At 71.9% G+C, this 19,731-nt stretch carries 18 protein-coding genes; 12 read left to right on the top strand and 6 right to left on the bottom strand.

The features are described from left to right. Positions 1 to 164 precede the first annotated feature (164 nt). Both ACFV9W_RS21660 and ACFV9W_RS21655 read left to right on the top strand, forming a co-directional pair. A complete protein-coding gene (locus ACFV9W_RS21660; protein WP_385763257.1) occupies positions 165 to 851 on the top strand; it encodes a DUF4956 domain-containing protein in 687 nt (228 codons plus the stop codon). Beyond that, a complete protein-coding gene (locus ACFV9W_RS21655) occupies positions 848 to 1,654 on the top strand; it encodes a polyphosphate polymerase domain-containing protein (protein ID WP_385763255.1) in 807 nt (268 codons plus the stop codon). The genes ACFV9W_RS21660 and ACFV9W_RS21655 overlap by 4 nt, the downstream gene beginning before the upstream one ends. On the opposite strand, the gene ACFV9W_RS21650 is transcribed toward ACFV9W_RS21655, so the two are convergent. The 3 genes from ACFV9W_RS21650 to ACFV9W_RS21640 all read right to left on the bottom strand — a co-directional run bounded on the left by ACFV9W_RS21650 (position 1,635) and on the right by ACFV9W_RS21640 (position 4,275). Then, entirely contained in the window at positions 1,635 to 2,906 is a 1,272-nt protein-coding gene (locus ACFV9W_RS21650; protein WP_385763253.1) for a sensor histidine kinase, read from the bottom strand. The two genes, ACFV9W_RS21655 and ACFV9W_RS21650, sit on opposite strands and share 20 nt — an antisense overlap. Further along, complete coding sequence (locus ACFV9W_RS21645; RefSeq protein ID WP_385763251.1) at positions 2,906 to 3,604, bottom strand: response regulator transcription factor; 699 nt, start codon at positions 3,602 to 3,604, stop codon at positions 2,906 to 2,908. Before ACFV9W_RS21645 ends, ACFV9W_RS21650 begins: the two co-directional genes overlap by 1 nt. Before the next feature lie 173 nt (positions 3,605 to 3,777). Beyond that, a complete protein-coding gene (locus ACFV9W_RS21640; protein WP_385763249.1) occupies positions 3,778 to 4,275 on the bottom strand; it encodes a hypothetical protein in 498 nt (165 codons plus the stop codon). A 156-nt stretch (positions 4,276 to 4,431) separates the two neighbouring features. Between ACFV9W_RS21640 and ACFV9W_RS21635 the strand changes: the two genes are divergently transcribed. The 3 genes from ACFV9W_RS21635 (at position 4,432) to ACFV9W_RS21625 (ending at position 9,051) form a co-directional block, all read left to right on the top strand. Then, the gene (locus ACFV9W_RS21635) at positions 4,432 to 5,787 is read left to right on the top strand and encodes an aspartate aminotransferase family protein (RefSeq protein ID WP_385763247.1); all 1,356 of its coding nucleotides are present in this window, start codon (positions 4,432 to 4,434) and stop codon (positions 5,785 to 5,787) included. A 1,804-nt stretch (positions 5,788 to 7,591) separates the two neighbouring features. Continuing rightward, positions 7,592 to 8,275 carry a GntR family transcriptional regulator gene (locus tag ACFV9W_RS21630; protein WP_385763245.1) on the top strand — a complete coding sequence of 228 codons (684 nt, stop codon included), beginning with the start codon at positions 7,592 to 7,594 and terminating at the stop codon, positions 8,273 to 8,275. 125 nt (positions 8,276 to 8,400) lie between these two features. Beyond that, the gene (locus ACFV9W_RS21625; RefSeq protein WP_385763243.1) at positions 8,401 to 9,051 is read left to right on the top strand and encodes a hypothetical protein; all 651 of its coding nucleotides are present in this window, start codon (positions 8,401 to 8,403) and stop codon (positions 9,049 to 9,051) included. 129 nt (positions 9,052 to 9,180) lie between these two features. Here the strand turns inward: ACFV9W_RS21625 and ACFV9W_RS21620 are convergent, their stop codons facing one another. Next, complete coding sequence (locus tag ACFV9W_RS21620) at positions 9,181 to 9,945, bottom strand: SLATT domain-containing protein (RefSeq protein WP_385763241.1); 765 nt, start codon at positions 9,943 to 9,945, stop codon at positions 9,181 to 9,183. 344 nt (positions 9,946 to 10,289) lie between these two features. Between ACFV9W_RS21620 and ACFV9W_RS21615 the strand changes: the two genes are divergently transcribed. The 7 genes from ACFV9W_RS21615 to ACFV9W_RS21585 all read left to right on the top strand — a co-directional run bounded on the left by ACFV9W_RS21615 (position 10,290) and on the right by ACFV9W_RS21585 (position 16,742). After that, a complete protein-coding gene (locus ACFV9W_RS21615; RefSeq protein ID WP_385763239.1) occupies positions 10,290 to 10,634 on the top strand; it encodes a YbaB/EbfC family nucleoid-associated protein in 345 nt (114 codons plus the stop codon). A gap of 59 nt (positions 10,635 to 10,693) precedes the next feature. Continuing rightward, positions 10,694 to 11,293, top strand: coding sequence for a recombination mediator RecR (gene recR, locus ACFV9W_RS21610; protein ID WP_385763237.1), 600 nt, complete (start codon positions 10,694 to 10,696; stop codon positions 11,291 to 11,293). Then, the gene (locus ACFV9W_RS21605) at positions 11,286 to 12,011 is read left to right on the top strand and encodes a DUF5063 domain-containing protein (protein ID WP_385763235.1); all 726 of its coding nucleotides are present in this window, start codon (positions 11,286 to 11,288) and stop codon (positions 12,009 to 12,011) included. Before recR ends, ACFV9W_RS21605 begins: the two co-directional genes overlap by 8 nt. Before the next feature lie 300 nt (positions 12,012 to 12,311). Further along, positions 12,312 to 13,598, top strand: a complete 1,287-nt coding sequence (locus tag ACFV9W_RS21600) for an aspartate kinase (RefSeq protein WP_385763233.1) — start codon at positions 12,312 to 12,314, stop codon at positions 13,596 to 13,598. After that, positions 13,598 to 14,668 (top strand): aspartate-semialdehyde dehydrogenase, encoded by a 1,071-nt coding sequence (locus tag ACFV9W_RS21595; protein WP_385763231.1) that lies wholly within the window; start codon positions 13,598 to 13,600, stop codon positions 14,666 to 14,668. Before ACFV9W_RS21600 ends, ACFV9W_RS21595 begins: the two co-directional genes overlap by 1 nt. Positions 14,669 to 14,976: 308 nt before the next feature. Continuing rightward, positions 14,977 to 15,651, top strand: a complete 675-nt coding sequence (locus ACFV9W_RS21590) for a SigE family RNA polymerase sigma factor (protein WP_385763229.1) — start codon at positions 14,977 to 14,979, stop codon at positions 15,649 to 15,651. Then, entirely contained in the window at positions 15,648 to 16,742 is a 1,095-nt protein-coding gene (locus ACFV9W_RS21585; RefSeq protein WP_385763227.1) for a hypothetical protein, read from the top strand. Before ACFV9W_RS21590 ends, ACFV9W_RS21585 begins: the two co-directional genes overlap by 4 nt. Positions 16,743 to 16,926: 184 nt before the next feature. Here ACFV9W_RS21585 and ACFV9W_RS21580 read toward each other — a convergent pair whose 3' ends face one another. Together ACFV9W_RS21580 and ACFV9W_RS21575 are read right to left on the bottom strand one after the other, a co-directional pair. Beyond that, on the bottom strand, positions 16,927 to 17,694 hold the full coding sequence (locus ACFV9W_RS21580; RefSeq protein WP_385763225.1) for an SURF1 family protein: 768 nt from the start codon (positions 17,692 to 17,694) through the stop codon (positions 16,927 to 16,929). A gap of 67 nt (positions 17,695 to 17,761) precedes the next feature. After that, a complete protein-coding gene (locus ACFV9W_RS21575; protein WP_385763223.1) occupies positions 17,762 to 19,579 on the bottom strand; it encodes a prolyl oligopeptidase family serine peptidase in 1,818 nt (605 codons plus the stop codon). Between the last annotated feature and the right edge of the window lie 152 nt (positions 19,580 to 19,731).

The following is a 19,731-nucleotide window of genomic DNA, read 5'->3' as shown; positions in this document are numbered from 1 at the left end:
GGTATGTGTGCAACGAACTGAGAATAATGCGGACATACGACAGAGAGGCTTCCCGCGGGCCGAGCGGTTCCGTTCGTCGACCCACGTTGACGCGGACACCGGGGCGCGGATCGTTAACCGTCACCAAGCGCGGCGTTAACCCGGCCGTTCGTAGCGTCAGGGGCATGGACAACCTTCCACCCGTGGCGGAGCTCGGCGCCCATCTCGGCCTCGACCTGCTCGCCGTGACGCTGCTGACCTTCGGCATCTTCTACCCGCGGCACCGCAGGCGAGAGCTCGTGCCCGCGTATCTCGCGCTGAACGTCGCCCTGTTCGCGGTCGTCGCCGCGCTCGGCGAGGTCGGCAAGGGCGGCGGGCTCGCCCTCGGGTTCGGCCTGTTCGGCGTGCTGTCCATCGTGCGGCTGCGCTCGGACGCGCTGCGGCACCAGGAAGTCGCGTACTACTTCGTGACGCTGGTGCTCGGGCTGCTGTGCGGGCTGCGCGCACTCGGCCTCGGCGTCACCGCCGCGCTCGCCGCGCTGCTCCTCGCGGTCGTCTACGTGGCCGACCATCCGCGCCTGTACGCCCGTGACCGCAGGGCCGTCGTCACCCTCGACGCCGTGTACGTCGACGAGGACGCGCTGCGGGACGAACTGGCGAGGCGCGTGGGGCAGCCCCATGGTTGGACCGTGCAGGAGATCGACTACGTACGCGACCTCATGGTTGTGGAAGTCCGATTCCGCCAGCCGGAGGCACGGGAACGATCGGAGGCGCCCATACGTACCTCTCGTACCCACAGGGGCGCTCATGACCGTCATGAGCCTCGCAGTACGACGAAGACCGCAGCCGCCTATCACCAGGAGACCGTGTGATCCCCGCCGTACGCGCCATCGGGCGCGCCGCACTCGCCGCCAAGCCGTTGTCGCTCGATGAACTGAACAACAGGGCAGAGCTGTTGGCCCGCTACGACAACAGCTATCTGGTACCGGTCGAGGTCTTCGAGGACTTCGCGGCGCTGCTGACCGACCCGCGGCGCCCGGAGGGGCCCTTCCGCTCGCTCTCGGTGAACGGCCGGCGCTGGTTCTCGTACAGATCGACCTACTACGACACTGCCGACCTGCGCACCTATCACGACCATCGGCAGGGGCGGCGGCTCCGCTACAAGATCCGCGAGCGGCTCTACCAGGACACGGGGGAGCGGCAGTTCGAGATCAAGCTCAAGAACGGGCGGGGCGAGACGGTGAAGCACCGCCGCAGGATGGTGGGCGAGGAGCGGCCGCTCGACGCCGCGCAGCAGGGCTTCCTCGCCGGTGTGCTCGGCGGGGCGTACGGCATCGAGGCGCCCGAGGAGCTGGAACCCTCGCTGGTCACGGACTACCAGCGCGCCACGTTCGTCGCCGACGGGCAGCGGATCACCTGCGACGCGGGGCTCGTGGTGCGGGACCTCGCCGACGGGCGGACGGTCCGGGCGGACGGGGGGCTCGTCCTCGTCGAGACCAAGACGCGCGGGTCGCTGACCGAGGCGGACCGGGTGCTGCACCGCTTCGGTGTGCGCACGGCCGAGTTCACGAAGTACTGCGGCGGATTCGCCGCGCTCCGACCCGAGTTGGGCATCAACCGGTGGTCGCGTGCGGTACGGGAGGCGTTTCCCCGGGTCAGCCCCACCGGAGCGTGACCACCGCCCCGCTCTCCCCCGAGCCGAAGGAGACCGTCCCCCCGGTCTCCTCGGCCGTCCGCCGCACGATCGAGAGGCCGAGGCCCGTGGAGCCGCCCCCGCTGGCACCCCGGGTCTCGGCCTCCGCCGGAAGACCCGGCCCGTCGTCCGCGACGACCAGCTCCACGACGGAGCCCTCCGTGTGGACGGAGACCCGGAAGCCGACGCCCTGCGGCGTGTGGTCCAGTACGTTCCCGATCAGCGCGTCGAGCGCCGCGACCAGCTCGTCCTCCGGCACCGGCACCGCCACCGCGGCCTCGGGCACCGACACCTCCAGGTCCCGCCCCTGATCGGTGGCGAGCGGCTCCCAGAAGTCCGCGCGCTCCCGGGCGACCGCCGCGAGATCCGCCCCCGCCACCCCGCGCAGCGGCTTGCGCGCCTTGCGGATGACGTCGTCCACGCCCAGTTCGAGCGCCGCGACCCCCGCCGCGATCCGCTCCGCCTCCTCCGCGTCCCGCAGCCCCTCCGCGTCCAGACGCAGCGCCGCGACGGGCGTGCGCAGCCGGTGCGCGAGGTCGGCCGCGTTCTCCCGCTCGGCGGTGAGCAGCTCGTCGATGCGGGCCGCGAGATGGTTCAGCTCGGCCGCCACGGAACGCAGCTCCGGCGGACCCTGGGGCTCGGCGCGGGCGGTCAGATCGCCGCCCGCGAGCCGGTCCGCCGTCCCGGCCAGCGCCCGCGTCGCCCCGACGAGCCGCGCCCCGAGCCGGTCCGCGAGCAGCAGCCCGATGAGCACGAGGCCGAGCCCGATACCGGCGAGCGTCAGCCACGACGAGAGCATCCCGTCGTACAGCTGGCGGCTCGTCAGGCTCACCTGGACGACGGCCGTGCCGCCCTCCGCGCCCTGCACCGGCACCAGGACCTGGCGGCCCCCGCCCGGCGGCTCGTACGTGAACGCGCGCCCGGCCCGCGCGAGGCGCACCGCGTCGGTGACAGGAGCCGGGGCGCCGATGACCTTGCCGTCGGCGAAGATGAGTGAAGTGTCGGGCTGGGAGCCGGAGTTGACGCTCTCCACGGCCTGTTCGGCACCGGCCCGCTCGTCCGGACTGTGCAGCGTGGGGCCCATCGCGGCAGCCACCCACTGGGCGCGGGCGGTCGCCTCCGCGGTCGTGCGGTCCGCGGCGTGACTGCGGGTGAGCAGGGTCAGCGGGACGAGCAGCGCCGTCAGGACGAGGGCGGTGGTGGCCGCGGTGAGCAGCAGCAGGGTGCGGCGCACTACGAGGCCGCCCCGTCGTCGGGGGCCATCAGCTTCACACCCACCGTGCGCACGGTGTGCAGATAGCGCGGCGACTGCGCCGACTCGCCCAACTTCCGTCTCAGCCACGACAGATGGACGTCTACGGTCTTGTCGGCTCCGCCCAGCGGCTGCTGCCACACCTCGGCGAGCAGCTCCCGGCGCGAGACGACCTGCCCCGGGCGGTGGGCGAGGTGGGCGAGCAGATCGAACTCGCGGGGCGTCAGATCGAGCGGCCGCCCGTCGAGCGTGACCTCGCGGGACGCGGGCGTGATCACGAGCCCGCCGACAGTGAGCGGCTCGTCGGCGCCCTCGGGCAGCCCGAGGCGACGCAGCACCGCCTTGATCCGGGCGTCCAACTGGGCCGCGCCGAACGGCTTCACGATGTAGTCGTCGGCCCCGTCACCGAGCACCGCGACCATCTCGCCCTCCTCGTCGCGGGCCGTTGCCACGATCACAGGTACGTCGCTCACCGCGCGCAGCATCCGCAGTATTCGGCCGCCGTCCACATCGGGCAGGCCCAGGTCGAGGACGACCAGATCGGGCCGGTCGGTGACGGCGGCGTCGAGCCCGGCCATGCCGGTGGCGGCGGTGGCGACGGCGTGACCCCGGTCGCGCAGGGCGCGGACCAGGGCGTTCCGCAGGGCGGGATCATCTTCGACGACCAGGAGATGTGGCATTTGATCACCGTATGTGTGGGGCGCCGGAGGCCCCCGTCCGGGTCCTGCCGACGTCAGCCGACGTTAGTCATCGTCAGCCGTCGTTAGGCATCGTCAGTCGTCGTCAGTCGTCGTCAGTCGTCGTCAGTCGTCGTCAGTCGTCGTCAGTCGTCGTCAGTCGTCGTCAGTCGTCGTCAGTCGTCGTCACCGTCGTCGGGGACCAGTACGGCCCGGGGTGAGCCCGAACCCTCCGAACAGCGAATCTCGTAATGGCGGTCGGGACTGTCGTCGTCGGAGGGCTCCGCCTCAAGGCGGGCCACGCGCCCCGGACCGCGTACGACGTCGTCGTCGATCTCGTAGCCGTCGGCCGGGCTCCACGCCACCAGGTACACGCTGCCGTCCGTCCCGCACTCGACGGTCGCGGAACCGCCCGTGAAACGGAGCGTGCGGCGCTGGTCGGCGGGGGACGGGGCGGCGGACGAGGTGTCGGCGCGGGGCGTCGAGGCCTGCGCGGACGCCAGGGCGCGGTGCACCGCCGCGTCGTCGAGCGGATGGCCGTGCGTGCCGGTCCCGGCGTTCGCGTCGGAGCCCGCCAGCTGCCAGGCGCCGAGCGCGCCCGCGGCCGTACCGACGGCCACCCAGGCCGCGGTCACGGCGACGTTGCGCCAGCGGCGCGCGTTCGGCTTGGTCATGCGGACAAGACTGCCCGACGGTTTCCTAACGCCACGCTAAAAGCAGCCCCGGAACGGCGGGCCCGGAGGCGGGGCGACAGTCTGTCGGGTTCGGCGGCGTCCCACAGACAGGACGCCGATGGTGTGCCGGTGCGGCGCCCCCTTACCCTCGGCCCCATGACCCCTCAGCCGAATCCCCAGGTCGGCGCCGCCGTGAAGGCCGCGGACCGCAAGCACGTCTTCCACTCCTGGTCGGCACAGGAGCTGATCGACCCGCTGGCCGTCGCCGGCGCCGAAGGCTCCTACTTCTGGGACTACGAAGGAAACCGCTACCTCGACTTCACCTCCGGCCTCGTCTACACGAACATCGGGTACCAGCACCCGAAGGTCGTCGCGGCGATCCAGGAGCAGGCCGGGAAGATGACGACCTTCGCCCCCGCCTTCGCCATCGAGTCGCGCTCCGAGGCCGCACGCCTCATCGCCGAGCGCACCCCCGGCGACCTCGACAAGATCTTCTTCACCAACGGCGGCGCCGACGCCGTCGAGCACGCCCTGCGGATGGCCCGCCTGCACACGGGCCGCCCGAAGGTGCTCTCCGCGTACCGCTCGTACCACGGCGGCACCCAGCAGGCCATCAACGTCACGGGCGACCCGCGCCGCTGGGCCAGCGACACCGGCACCGCGGGGGTGACCCGCTTCTGGGCCCCGTTCCTCTACCGCTCGCGTTTCTACGCGGAGACGGAGGAGCAGGAGTGCGCCCGCGCCCTCGAGCACCTGGAATCCACGATCCAGTTCGAGGGCCCGGGGACCATCGCGGCGATCATCCTGGAGACGGTCCCGGGCACGGCGGGCATCATGCTGCCGCCTGCGGGTTACCTGGCCGGGGTCCGCGAGCTCTGCGACCGCTACGGCATCGTCTTCATCCTCGACGAGGTGATGGCGGGCTTCGGCCGTACGGGCAAGTGGTTCGCCGCCGACCTCTACGACGTGACGCCCGACCTCATGACCTTCGCGAAGGGCGTGAACTCGGGCTACGTGCCGCTGGGCGGCGTCGCGATCTCGGGTGCGATCGCCGAGACGTTCGCGAAGCGCCCCTACCCCGGCGGCCTGACCTACTCCGGCCACCCGCTGGCCTGCGCGGCGGCCGTCGCCACCATCAACGTGATGGAGGAGGAGGGCATCGTCGAGCACGCCGCGAAGCTCGGCTCCGAGGTCATCGAGCCGGCCCTCCGCGACCTCGCCGAGCGGCACCCGTCCGTGGGCGAGGTCCGCGGCGTCGGCATGTTCTGGGCCCTGGAACTCGTACGTGACCGCTCCACGCGCGAGCCGCTGGTCCCGTACAACGCGGCCGGCGAGGCCAACGCCCCGATGGCCGCGTTCGGCGCCGCCGCCAAGGGTGCCGGCCTGTGGCCCTTCATCAACATGAACCGCACCCACGTGGTCCCGGCCCTCAACATCACGGAGGCCGAGGCCAAGGAGGGCCTCTCCGCGCTGGACGCTGCGCTGGCGGTGGCGGACGAACACGTGGCGTGATCCCACGGGGGACCGGGGGCGGGGTTCGACCGGGTGGTCCGGGCGCCGGGGTCGACCAGGTGGTCCGGGCCTGGGTCTGATTCGGCGCCCGGGCGCCGGGGCTCGACCACGTGGGTCGGGCGTCGAGGTGTGACCGGGAGCCGGGGGCGTGACCGGGGTCGTTCGTGCGCGGCCGGGTCCCCCGGGGCTCGGCCCCGTTCCCCCGCCTCTTTCCCACCCGCCCGCCCCCTCCGGGGGCTTCGGTTGGGCGTCCTCGGGCCTGTGTCCTGCCCGGTTCCGGGCTTGGGTCGTGAGGGCTGCGCCCTGAACTCTTGGTCGCCCGGGGCTCGGCCCGTTCCTGCGGCCTCTCCCACCCGCCTGCCCCTCCGGGGGGTCGGTCGGGAGCCCCGCGCCTGGGGTCTGCCACCGGTACCGGGCTTGGAGCGCGAGGGTTGGGCCCTGGACCCGTGGCCCCTTGGACCCGTGGCCCCTTGGACCCGTGGCTCCTTGGCCGCCGGGGGCTCGGCCCTGTTCCCGCGCCTCTCTCACCGGCCCGCCCCCTCCGGGGGCTTCGGTTAGGCGTCCCCGGGCCCGGTTTCCGGCATCGGTGCCGGGGTGAGCCGTGAGGGCTGCGCCCTGGTCGCCGGGGGCACGGCCCCCTTCCTGCGGCCTTCTCTCACCTACCCGCCCCTCCGGGGGCTTCGGTCGGGCGCCCCCGGGCCCGGTTCCTGCCACCGGTGCCGGGTTTGAGCCGTGAGGGCTGTGCCCTCAACTCCTCGTCGCCGCAGGACCAGTTCTGCTGCCCCTCGACCCTGCACAGGGCCCTCTCGTTGCGGCGCGACAGGTATTGCCCCAGTCGGGGTGGGCGAGCGGGTCGGTGCGGCAGGGGAGGCGCGGCGCCGAGCGACGGTCACGAGGGGCGTCTCGACGAACCCCGTGGCCCCGGTGCGGCGTATCCATGTCGGCCGGCGCTGGCCTCGGCACGGTTCCAGAACCCCGTTGCGGCGTTATAGGTCCTGCCCCGGTCGGGGCGGGCGGGTGGGAGGTGAGCGGGTGTCGGCGCAGCCCGGGGAGGCACGGTGCCGCGAACCGCACCACAGGCGCCGAGCGGGCAAGCCTCGGATCTCCGGTGCTGCGAATCGTTGCCGGTAGGCGTAGCCCCGGCAACGTTCCGGAGGCACGGTGCCGCGTAACCATCACTACGGAACCCCGGAGCCGTGGATGGAAAGCGGCGGGCGCCGACCCGGCACGGTTCCAGAACCCCGTTGCGGCGCAGCAGGTTCTGCCCCGGTCGGGGCTGGAGCCCCCGGAGGGGGCGGGCGGGTGGGAGATGGGCGGGGCCCGGCGCAGCCGGAGACGGGGAGGCGCCGCGCATCCATCGCGGCAGGCGCCGCCCCCGGAAGAGCCCCGAAATCCGGTACGGCGTACCGGTCACGGCGGGCCTGGGCCCCGGTCGGGCCCCGTGGCGTACCGATAACGGCGGGCCTCGGCCCCGGCCAGCCCCGTGGCGTACCGGCAACGGCGGACCCCGACCCCGGTCGGGCCCCGTGGCGTACCGATAACGACGGACCCCGGCCCCGGCCAGGCCCCGCAACCCCGTTGCCGCGCACCCGTCACAACCGGCCCCGACCCGGCCCAGCCCCAGAACCCCGCCTCCGCGCCACGATCCCCGGGGACACCGACCCCGCCGCACCCCGCCCCGCACCCCGCAGGCGTAACCTGACCAGCCACACCGGACCAGCCACACCGGACCAGCCACACCGGACCAGCCACACCGGACCGACCACCAGACCGACCACGCCAGCCGAACCGGGGGACCCGACCCGTGCCCGTTCCAGACGGCCCCGCCGTCACCCGTTCCACCCTGCGCCAGCAGATCGCGGACGCGCTGCGCGACGAGATCCTGGCGGGACGCCTCAGCCCCGGCCAGGAGTTCACCGTCAAGGAGATCGCCGAGGGATACGGGGTGTCGGCCACCCCCGTCCGCGAGGCCCTCGTGGACCTGTCCGCCCAGGGACTCCTCGACTCCGCGCAGCACCGCGGCTTCCGCGTCCACGAGTACTCGCTCCCGGACTACCGGGCGATGATCGAGGCCCGCAGCCTCGTCGCGGACGGCATCTTCCGCGGCCTCTCCGCCGACCCGTCCCGCGCCCCGCAGACCGCGGACGACCTGTCCGGCGTGCGCCGCCGCGGCGAGGAGGCGGCCCGCGCCGCCCGGGGCGGCGACCTGAACGTCCTCATCGGCTACGACCTGCGTTTCTGGCGAGAGCTCTCCGCCCTCTTCGGCAACCCGTACCTCTCCGACTTCTTCCACCGCCTGCGCGTCCAGTCGTGGATGTGCGCGGTCCCGCACCTGCGCGCCGCGGGCGACCTGCGGGGCCGGCTGTGGGCGGGCCACTGCGAACTGGTCGACGCGCTCGTGAACCGCGACCCCGATGCCGCGCAGGCGCTCATCGACTCGTACAACGACGACTCGCTGTCCTTGATCGAGGCTCTGACAGGCGCGTGAGCGGGTACTTCGGGGAGAACGGGTACGCGCAAGACAGGTCAACCCTGCCCCGCGTCCCACTACCCTGATGACGACGCCGATACCGTCCACCGCGCCGGAGCACTCCGGAGCACTGAGGAGCCCCCTTGGCCTGTGACCTGTGGCTCGTCCCCCTGGTCGACGTGCTGTGCCACAGCCCCGACAATCCGTTCGCCGAGGAACTCGCGCTCTACGACAAAGCGTTGAACGAGGCAGGACTGCCACCGGTGCCGGTGCACGCGTACATGCCGGGCCTGTCCGGGGACGTGGCCCCGATCGCGGGCTTCGACTACGACGCGCTGCACTTCCTGCGCCGCGCGTACCTCCTGCAGATCTGCGGCCTCGCCGTGACCCCGGTCGACGAACTGGGCGGTGACTACGAGCAGTTGCTGGAGATGTTCGAGTCGACGGCCCAGAGTTCCCACCTGGTGTGGCATTACGACCACGCGGGCGCGTACGTGCCCGTGGATTTCCCCGAGCCGTTGTCCAACGACGAACTCCTCGCGGGGGGCGGCCCGTTGGGCTCGTCGCACGCGCTGTTGCGGGAGCTGGAGTTCGTGGCACCGGCGATCGGTATCGATCCGGCCAATCCGCCGCAGCCGCCGGCTCCGCCTGTCGCGCCGACGTCGCTGGAGGAACCGGCCGCGGCGGTGCCGCTGGACGACAATCCGTTCGCCCGGGAGCGGCACGTGTGGCTCGGCCTGCACCAGGCGGCCACCCGGAGCCTGGCCCAGAGCTCCATGCTCATCTTCAGCTGACCGGACCTGTTGCGGCCGACCGTCCCCCGGTCCCGGGGCTCCGCCCCGGACCCCGCGCCTCAAACGCCGGCGGGGCTTTATTTACCGGCACCCCGGTGCCGCGCAACGGGCGGTGGGGCCCGGCCCCGCCTACCGCGGCTCCGGCGGTCGCTGCCGCGGCATGTTCGGCCTGGTCCCCGGCGGCAGCGGAAAGCGGCTGCTCGGCTGGTCCGCCGGGCGGGCCGCCGGGACGGACGCCTGCATCGTCAGCGGCGCGGGGCCGGACTTGAACTCGACCATCCAGTCCGCCGTCTCGGCCCGCACCAGCTCCGTCACGTCGTCCGAGAACCGCCGCAGCACTCCGAGGCACCGCTCGGCCGCCTCGCTGGCCGTCCCCTCGGTGGGCCCGAGGACCTCCCGTACGTTCTCCGAGGCCCAGTCGAACTGCAGGACCTGCAACCGCCGCTGCACGGCCTGCGCCGTGGCCACGTCCCGTATCCAGCCGGACGTCAGCCCGAAGTAGCGGTCGCACCCGACGCACGCCACCGCGAGCAGCAGCGACAGATAGCCCCAGGGGGCCGCGCCGCCGAGGACACCCGTCAGGTCGAGCAGCGGCAGCACCCCGCCGCAGACCGCGCCGAGGACCGTGCCGGTGCGCAGCGCCCGCGCGCCGCGCCGCTTCCAGACCCGGTCGGAGAGGTACCAGTCCGCCGTGTTCAGGGCGCCCTTCTCGACCCAGCGGTACAGCTCGTCGAGCCGCTCGGCCGGTTCGCCCCAGTCGCCGAGCGGGAGCGCGCGGCCGGTGAGATCGCCCTGCCGGGGCACCTGCTTGCCGTGGCCGCCCCGGTCGCCGTCCTCGCCCGCGCCCGCCCCCTCCTGGGGTGCGCCTTCGGGCTGCATCTCCGGCTGACTCACCCGGAACTCCCTCGACAGATCACGGCTGGGCCAGGCCCCGCACGGGTCGTCGGGGCCTGATGTGCAGCATCTTCCTACCGCCCAATGGGTGGCCGAACCCCAGTTTTCACCGGATCTCCGCCCGGAAGTGGTCCCGCATCAGGTATAGAAAGCAACCCATCTCACTCGAAAGAGTGCAGAGCGGAAATGCGGCCCCGCATGCCCCGGAAGGCTTCAGGTCACCGGGGCGGGCGGCCCCCCGACCACGTAGGCTCGGATCCAGGGGCACCGGCGGACAACCGCAGACATACGCCCCGCCCCGACGACGTGCACGGACCGGAAGCGGACCGGAACAGGAGCTGATCGTGATCCCCGGTGGTGGCCAGCCCAATATGCAGCAGCTGCTCCAGCAGGCCCAGAAGATGCAGCAGGACCTCGCGCAGGCTCAGGAGGAGCTGGCGCAGACCGAGGTCGAGGGCCAGGCGGGCGGCGGTCTCGTCAAGGCGACGGTGACGGGTGGCGGTGAGCTGCGCAATCTCGTGATCGACCCGAAGGCGGTCGACCCGGAGGACACCGAGACCCTCGCCGACCTGGTGGTCGCGGCGGTCCAGGCGGCGAACGAGAACGCGCAGAACCTCCAGCAGCAGAAGCTCGGCCCGCTCGCCCAGGGACTCGGCGGCGGTGGCGGCATTCCGGGTCTCCCCTTCTGACCCCGCCGCCAACTACCGTACGTACCAAGCGACAACCGTAAGCAGCAGGAAGGCAATCCGTGTACGAGGGCGTGGTCCAGGACCTCATCGACGAGTTGGGCAGGCTGCCCGGCGTCGGTCCCAAGAGCGCGCAGCGGATCGCCTTCCACATCCTGCAGGCGGAGCCCACGGACGTACGGCGGCTCGCGCAGGCCCTGATGGAGGTCAAGGCGAAGGTCCGCTTCTGCGCGACGTGCGGAAACGTCGCGCAGGAGGAGCTGTGCAACATCTGCCGCGACCAGCGGCGGGACGGTTCCGTGATCTGTGTCGTGGAGGAGCCCAAGGACGTCGTGGCGATCGAGCGCACCCGTGAGTTCCGCGGGCGGTACCACGTGCTCGGCGGCGCGATCAGCCCGATCGAGGGCGTCGGCCCTGACGATCTGCGGATACGGGAGCTGCTCGCCCGCCTCGCGGACGGCACGGTCACCGAGCTCATCCTCGCCACCGACCCGAACCTCGAGGGCGAGGCCACAGCGACGTACCTCGCCCGCATGATCAAGCCCATGGGCCTGAAGGTCACCCGCCTGGCCAGCGGCCTCCCCGTCGGGGGCGACCTGGAGTACGCGGACGAGGTGACCCTCGGCCGCGCCTTCGAGGGGAGAAGACTCCTAGATGTCTAAGACGCCACAGAAGTCGCCGGTGAAGGCGCCGGCGGCCCAGCAGCCGTCGACGCCCGACGCGGTCACGCTGCACTCCACGACCCAGGACCCCGACGACTTCGCCGTTCAGATCTCGGATCAGATCGAGTCGTTCATCGTGGCCGTGACCGAGATCGCCAAGGGCGACGAGCCGGACTCGGCGGTGCCGTTCCTGCTGCTCGAGGTCTCTCAACTGCTGCTCGCGGGCGGCCGGTTGGGCGCGCACGAGGACATCCTCCCGGACGAGCGCTACGAGCCGGACCTGGGCGCCGAGCCGGACATGGACGACCTGCGCGAGCGGCTCGCCGTGATGCTCGACCCGGTCGACGTGTACTCCGAGGTCTTCGACCCGTACGAGCCGCGCAAGGCGCCGGTCGCCGCGCGGATCTCGGACGACCTGGCGGACGTCGTCTCCGATCTGCGGCACGGCATGGCGCACTACCGGGCGGGCCGGATCACCGAGGCGCTGTGGTGGTGGCAGTTCTCGTACTTCTCCAACTGGGGCTCGACGGCCTCGGCGACGCTCCGCGCCCTTCAGTCCCTGGTGGCCCACGTCCGCCTCAACCAGCCGCTCGAGGACCTCGACGGCCTGGACACGGACGAGGACCTCGCGACGGCCGAGGACACGCTGGAGGAGGAAGCGGGCCAGGTCATGGCGGAGGAGATCGCCGGCCCCTTGGGCCTCCGCCCGGTGAAGTAAGAGGGCTACGGCGCAGTGACCAGCGCCCCTTCAGGGGCGCGGGGAACTGCGCACGCCGACCCCGGCCGACCGCAACAACGATGTGACCCGCCCCACGTTCCCGGTTACCCCGGCAGGGGCCGGGCATGCGACTGTCCGGAGCGGCCGGAGATCGGCAAACGGAAACCTGGTGATCAAGTCGTGGGCGGGACATCTCACGGAGTGATACGGCCGGGGCGGATTTCGGCCGCTCGTTAGACTGAGCCGACCGCAGTGCGCATACGTACATGCGGTGACAGACGGACTGAGCGAGGAGCGCACGTGGGCCTTGTCGTGCAGAAGTACGGAGGCTCCTCCGTTGCAGATGCCGAGGGCATCAAGCGGGTCGCCAAGAGGATCGTCGACGCCAAGAAGAACGGCAACAAGGTTGTCGTTGTGGTGTCCGCGATGGGCGACACGACGGATGAGTTGATCGATCTCGCCGGACAGGTATCTCCGATCCCTGCCGGGCGCGAATTCGACATGCTGCTGACCGCCGGAGAGCGGATCTCCATGGCCTTGCTGGCGATGGCGATCAAAAACCTGGGTCACGAGGCCCAGTCGTTCACGGGCAGTCAGGCCGGTGTCATCACCGACTCGGTCCACAACAAAGCACGGATCATCGACGTCACGCCGGGCCGCATCCGGACCTCGATCGACGAGGGCAACATCGCCATCGTCGCCGGGTTCCAGGGCGTCAGCCAGGAGGGCAAGAACATCACGACCCTGGGTCGTGGTGGGTCCGACACCACCGCTGTCGCCCTCGCCGCGGCGCTCGACGCCGAGGTCTGCGAGATCTACACGGACGTCGACGGCGTGTTCACCGCCGACCCGCGCGTCGTGAAGAAGGCGCGGAAGATCGACTGGATCTCCTTCGAGGACATGCTGGAGCTCGCGAGCTCCGGGTCGAAGGTGCTGCTCCACCGCTGCGTGGAGTACGCCCGTCGGTACAACATCCCGATCCACGTCCGCTCCAGCTTCAGTGGGCTGAAGGGCACGTGGGTCAGCAACGAGCCGATCGAGAAGAACCAGCAAGGGGAAAAGGGCGTGGAGCAGGCCATCATCTCCGGTGTCGCGCACGACACCTCCGAGGCGAAGATCACCGTCGTCGGGGTACCGGACAAGCCGGGCGAGGCCGCGAAGATCTTCCGGGCCGTCGCGGACGCCCAGATCAACCTCGACATGATCGTGCAGAACGTGTCGGCCGCCTCCACGGGTCTGACCGACATCTCCTTCACGCTCCCCAAGACCGAGGGCCGCAAGGCCATCGACGCCCTGGAGAAGCAGAAGGCGAGCGTCGGCTTCGACTCGCTGCGCTACGACGACCAGATCGCCAAGATCTCCCTCGTCGGCGCCGGCATGAAGACGAACCCGGGCGTCACGGCCGGCTTCTTCGAGGCACTCACCGACGCGGGCGTGAACATCGAGCTGATCTCGACCTCCGAGATCCGGATCTCGGTCGTCACGCGCGAGGACGACGTGAACGAGGCCGTGCGCGCCGTGCACTCCGCCTTCGGGCTCGACTCGGACTCCGACGAGGCCGTGGTCTACGGAGGCACCGGCCGCTGATGGCCGAGGCATCCGTGCGGCGTCCGACGCTCGCGGTCGTGGGAGCGACCGGGAGCGTCGGCGCCGTTCTGCTGCAGATCCTTTCGCAGCATGCGGACATCTGGGGCGAGATCCGGCTCGTGGCCTCCGAGCGCTCGGCGGGGCGCAAGCTCACCCTGCGCGGCGAGGAGGTCGAGGTCGTCGCGCTGACGGAGTCCGTCTTCGACGGGGTCGACGTCGCGATGTTCGACGTGCCCGACGCCGTGGCCGCGCGGTGGGCGCCCATCGCCGCCTCCAAGGGCGTCGTCGTGGTGGACAACTCGCCCGCCTTCCGGATGGACCCGGACGTACCGCTCGTCGTGCCCGAGGTGAATCCGCACGCCGCGCGCGTGCGGCCGCGCGGCATCATCGCGAACCCCAACTGCACGACCCTTTCGATGATCGTGGCGATCGGGGCGCTGCACGCCGAGTTCGGCCTGCGCGAGCTGGTCGCGTCCAGCTATCAGGCGGTGAGCGGGGCGGGCCGCGCCGGGGTCGAGACGCTGCGCGCGCAGCTCTCCCTCGTGTCCGGCTCCGAACTCGGCACCACCCCCGGTGACCTGCGCCGTGCCGTCGGCGACCGGACGGGTCCCTTCCCCGAGCCGGTGGCGCTCAATGTCGTGCCCTGGTCGGGCACGCTGTGCGAGGACGGCTGGTCCTCGGAGGAGATGAAGGTGCGGGACGAGTCCCGCAAGATCCTCGGCCTGCCGGACCTGAAGGTCGCGGTCACCTGTGTGCAGGTGCCCGTCGTCACCACGCACTCCCTCACCGTGCACGCCCGCTTCCAGAGCGAGGTCACCGTCGACCGGGCGCGCGAGATCATCGCGACCGCGCCGGGTGTCGTGCTCTTCGACAATCCGGCCGCCGGTGAGTTCCCCACGCCGGCCGACGCGGTGGGCACCGATCCGACGTGGGTGGGCCGCGTGCGGCGTTCGCTCGACGATCCGGCCGGGCTCGAACTCTTCGTGTGCGGGGACAATCTGCGCAAAGGTGCGGCTTTGAACACCGCGCAGATCGCCGAGCTGGTGGCGGCCGAGCTCACCGCGATGTGAGCTGCGGCTCTTTCGCCGCCCGCGATGCGGGCATCCTCTTCCTATTCGTGCGTCCGGCCATAAGATTCTGTGTGAGTTTTGTGTAAGGCGTTTTCCCTCCCCGTCCTGCAACCGCGTGCAGGGCGGGGAGCGTCTTTGCGGTCGCCCCACTGAGGCGTCGACCGGCATCGGGCATACGGGGCATAAGGGAAGAGTGTGGTGCGCATGTCGGCAATCGAGGCGGCGTCATCGGTGGGGATGACGAGGCCCGTCGCAAATGGGGCGCCTGACGCGTACAACCCTGACGGGGGGAAGCTTGTCCAACAGGCGTGGCAGAAGTACTGGACTTCACAGCGGTACGGGCGACGGGCGCGGCCCTTCGTCCGCCCCTCGCACCCCTTGGTACCCGGCGTGGCCGGGCAGCCGGCGGCATGCCGGTGATCGCCCCCATGCCAGCGGCGCGGCCGGCGCGCATTCCGGCACAGGGTGCTGAAGAGTCGATGACGCAGGCCGGTACCTCCGTCGACCATCTCACCGAGACCTATCGCGCCCACTACCGCTCCCTGCTGGGGCTCGCGGCGCTGCTTCTCGACGACACCGCCTCCTGCGAGGACGTCGTGCAGGAGGCGTTCATCCGCGTGCACTCGGCGCGCAAGCGCGTCCGCGACCCGCAGAAGACGCTGGCGTATCTGCGCCAGACCGTCGTCAACCTGTCGCGGTCCACGCTGCGCCGCCGCATCCTCGGCCTGAAGCTGCTCACCAAGCCGATGCCGGACATGGCGAGCGCGGAGGAGGGCGCGTACGACCTCCTGGAGCGGGACGCCCTGAAGAAGGCGCTGCGCGGGCTGCAGCGACGCCAGCGCGAGGTCCTCGTCCTGCGATACTTCGCGGACATGACGGAGGCGCAGGTGGCCGAGGCGCTCGGCATATCGCTCGGCTCGGTCAAGGCGTACGGATCGAGGGGTATCGCGGCGCTGCGCGTCGCCATGGAGGAGCCAGCATGAACCACCATCTCGACGGCGGCCCGGGCCGGGCGGCCGACGAAGTGAGTGAGGCAGACCGGCACTCCCCGGACTCCGCCGACACCGAAGGATTCGGTGACGACGAAGTCGCGGTCCGCCGGATGATGCGGCAGGCCGTCGCGGACCTCGAACCGTCGGAGCAGGCGCTCGACGAGCTGCACCGTGCCGTGCCCGCCCGCCGCGCGCGCAAGCGGCAGGCCGCCGTGGGCGCGATCGCCGTGGGTGTGTTCGCGGCGATGGCGGTGCCCGCGGTGCTGCACGTGACGAACCCCGACTCCGGCGGCGACCGGCCGTCCATCGCGGGCAACAGCAGCGACGCCACGCGCGGCGGCGCGACCTCGGGCACGGCGTCCGGCGGCGCGGGCCAGAGCGAGAAGGGCAAGCCCTCGCACGCCAAGGGCAAGGACAAGGGCGCCAAGAAGGACAAGAAGGGCGACGGCCGCAAGGCCACGGGCGGCGCCACCGCGGGCACCGACCCCGCCTCCACGGCGGCCGCCACCTCACCCTCCTGCGAGGCGAGCGAGCTGGGCAGGCCGCAGGCCACCGTCGGCGCGCCCGACGCGGCCGGCAAGGTCTACGGCTCGTTCCGCGTCTCGAACGTCTCGGCGTCCAACTGCACGGTGGACAGCGCCGGGTCCGTGGTCACCGTCGCGCAGGGCGCGGCCGACCCGGCCAAGGTCAGCGTCGTCGACCACACCTCGGGCGACGGGTCCGGGCTGCCCGACCCGTCCATCGAGCCGAGCCAGGTGATCCTCGAACCGGGCAAGGCGTACGAGGTGCGGTTCGCGTGGGTGCCCTCCGCGTCCTGCTCCGCGACGGGCGGGAGCGACGGGGGTACGGGGGGCGGTGATCCGTCCCCCTCGCCGACGCCGACCGATGACGCGTCGAACGGCGGGGACGCCACGACCGGCACGGAGCCGCAGACGGCGACGCAGCTGGGTTCCGACGGTGGTGCGGAGGGCAGCGTGGCGGTGTCCCACACGGCGGAACCGGGCGCCCCTGTGGCCGCCACGACCATCTCGAACGCGTGCGAGGGCACGGTCTACCGAACAGGTCTGCTGCCAGCCTCATAATCGTTGCGCGGCACCGGGGGCCGCCTTGCCCACCCTGCCTTCCCCAAGCTCTCCGACAAGCTCCGAGCAGGGGAGACCCCATGAGGCGGCAGATTGCCCAAGGCGAGACGGCATCGGTCAGTGCCGACACATCAAGCCCCGCCGGCGATTGAGGCGCGGGGTCCGGGGCGGAGCCCCGAGGCGTTCACGCCGGTTCAGCGATACCCAGTTCCGCATCCCGGAGGGCCTCCGCCTCGCGGCGCACCAGGCGGAACCACATGAACACCACGAACCCGGCGAACACGAACCACTCACCCGTGTACCCGAGGTTCTGGAACGCCTTGAGGTCGAGCCCGCTGCCCTCGGGCGCGGAGGCCGGCACCGCCGTCATCCCGGAGTCCGCCTTGTCGAGCGTGACCCACCCGTCGTACACGTCGTACGGCACCAGGTTCACCAGGGATGCCGCGCTGATCACGCCGACCTGCCCGGCGGGAAGGCCACCCGCGGTGGTCACCCCGCTGGAGGTCGGGGACTCCGAGGCCTGGAGCGCCCCGACGACCGAGACCTCGCCCTTCGGCGCGGCGGGCGCCTTCGCGGCGGACGCCTTGCCGGGCACCCAGCCGCGCACCACCGGCAGCGCCTTCCCCGTGTCCTCGACCTTGAGGAGCGTCACGACGTAGAAGCCGCTGCGCTCGCCGAGGTCCCGCTGGGGCACCAGGAGCTGCTTGCCGTAGTGGCCGGTGGCCGTGGCCCGCTTCCCGGAGGTCTTCTGGTCGACGGGCAGCAGCGAGTCGAGCGGCTGGGGCGCCGCCTTCTCGTTGACCCGCGACTGCTCGGCCGCGGACTGGTGGTCCTGCACCCGGCCCTCGAAACGACTGAGCTGCCACGAGCCCATGAAGATGCACACGGGGATCGCGAGCAGGACGAAGATGTTGATCCCCCACCAGCGCGGGGTCAGGAGGAACCGGTACACACCCCCACGGTACGGGGTCCGAAATAAAGACCCGCGCACCGGCCCCTCCCTTGCCCGGCGGGGCCGGTCAGTTCGGCAAGTGGCGCTTCGCGAAGTCGAGTTCGAGCGCGACCTGCTTGATGCGCTCCTCGACGACGAGCGAGCCGTGCCCCGCTTCGTACCGGTACACCTCGTGGGTCGCGTCGCGGGCCGCGAGCCGGTCCACGTAGTTGAGGATCTGCTGGAGCGGGCACCGCGGGTCGTTGACCCCCGCCGAGATGTAGACCGGCGCCTTCACGTCGTCGACGTACGTGATCGGGGACGAGACGCGGTACCGCTCGGGGACCTCTTCCGGCGAACCGCCGAACAGCGTGCGGTCGAGGGCCTTGAGGGCCTCCATCTCGTCCTCGTACGCCGTGACGTAGTCGGCGACCGGCACCGCGGCGAGACCCACGGCCCACGCGCCGGGCTGCGTGCCGACGCCGAGCAGCGTCAGATAGCCGCCCCAGGAGCCGCCCGCGAGGACGAGCCGATCGGGGTCGGCGAGCCCGGAGGAGACGGCCCACTCGCGCACCGCAGCGATGTCCTCCAGCTCGATCAGGCCGACGCGGTGCTTGAGCGCGTCCGTCCACTCACGGCCGTATCCGGTCGAGCCCCGGTAGTTGACCCGCACCACCGCGTACCCGTGGTCGACCCAGGCCGCCGGGCCCGCCGCGAAGGCGTCGGAGTCGTGCCAGGTCGGCCCGCCGTGGATCTCGAACACGGTGGGCAGCGGACCGCTCGCGCCCGCCGGCTTCTGTACGAGGGCGTGGATGCGGCCGCCGGGGCCCTCCACCCACACGTCCTCGACGGGCACGGAGGCCGGGGCCTTCATGCCGGGCGGGTCGAGGATCACCGCGCCCGTGGTGGAGCGGACGACCGACGGCTCGGCGGCCGACGACCACAGGTATTCGACGCTGCCGTCGGGCCGCGCGGAGGCGCCCGAGACCGAGCCGACGGGGGTGTCGACCTTCGTCAGGGCGCCCGTCGCGAACTCGTAGCGCCACAGCTCGCCGCGGGCCTCGAATTCGTGCACGACGAGCAGCGCCGAGCCGTCCGGGTACCACTCCGCCGACACGTCGCCCGGCAGGTCGAGCGCCAGGTCCCTCTCCTCGCCGGTCGCGACGTCCCAGACCATCGGCTCCCAGCGGCCGCGCCGCTGGTGCCCGACGAGCAGCCGGGTGTCGCCGGCCACGGGCGCGAAGCCGAGCACTTCGAGGCCGAGCTCCTCGGTGCCGCCCTTGGAGTCGTCGAGCTCCGCGACCGTCGAGCCGTCGAGCCGGAGGACGCGCAGCGCCCCGTGCATCGCGTCGCCGTGCTCGGTGTGCTCGATCGCGATCAGCGTCCCGTCGTGCGACAGGTCGCCGACGCCCGCGGACTCGCGGTGCCGGTAGATCTCGGCCGGGGAGTCGGACCCCGGGCGTACGACGTGGATCGTCGTGCCGTCCTCGTCCGTGGAGCAGCCGATCACGGCCGTGTGCCCGTCGCGGCCGAGGGCGAGGCCCGCCGGGTAGGACGGTGCGAGGCCGGGGACCGCCTCGACGTCCTCGCCGCCCCCGAAGGGCTGGCGCAGCCAGGTCCCGAACTCGTCCCCGTCCGTGTCGTTGAACCACCAGATCCACGCGCCGTCGGGCGTGAGCACGCCGTCCGTCGTCCCGTTCGCCCGGTCCGTCGCGCGGCGCTGCTCGCCCGTGGCCCGGTCCCAGGCGTACAGCTCGTACGTCCCCGTCGCGTTCGACACGAACAGGGAGCGGTCCGGCGCGTCCTCCGCCCAGTCGGGCAGCGAGACGCGCGGCGCCCGGAACCGCTTCTCCCAGTCGGGCATGGACTCGGTGGCGGGCGGCGTGCCCCCGTTGCTCTCAGTCATGGCCCCAGTGTGCCTGGCCCCGCGGACAATCCGCCGGGGAGCGGCTCGGCCCGACCGGAATGGTGCTTTCCGAGGGGAGCGGCCGGGCCGGCCTTCGCAGGTGCTCCCGCTGTGCTGCGCCTGCACGCCGCCTTCGACAGGCCCGGGCGTGG

Source organism: Streptomyces sp. NPDC059897 (assembly GCF_042730865.1).
Taxonomy (GTDB): Bacteria; Actinomycetota; Actinomycetes; order Streptomycetales; family Streptomycetaceae; genus Streptomyces.
The sequence above is the reverse complement of the archived record's forward strand: the minus strand, read 5'-3'. Positions and strand labels throughout refer to the sequence as shown.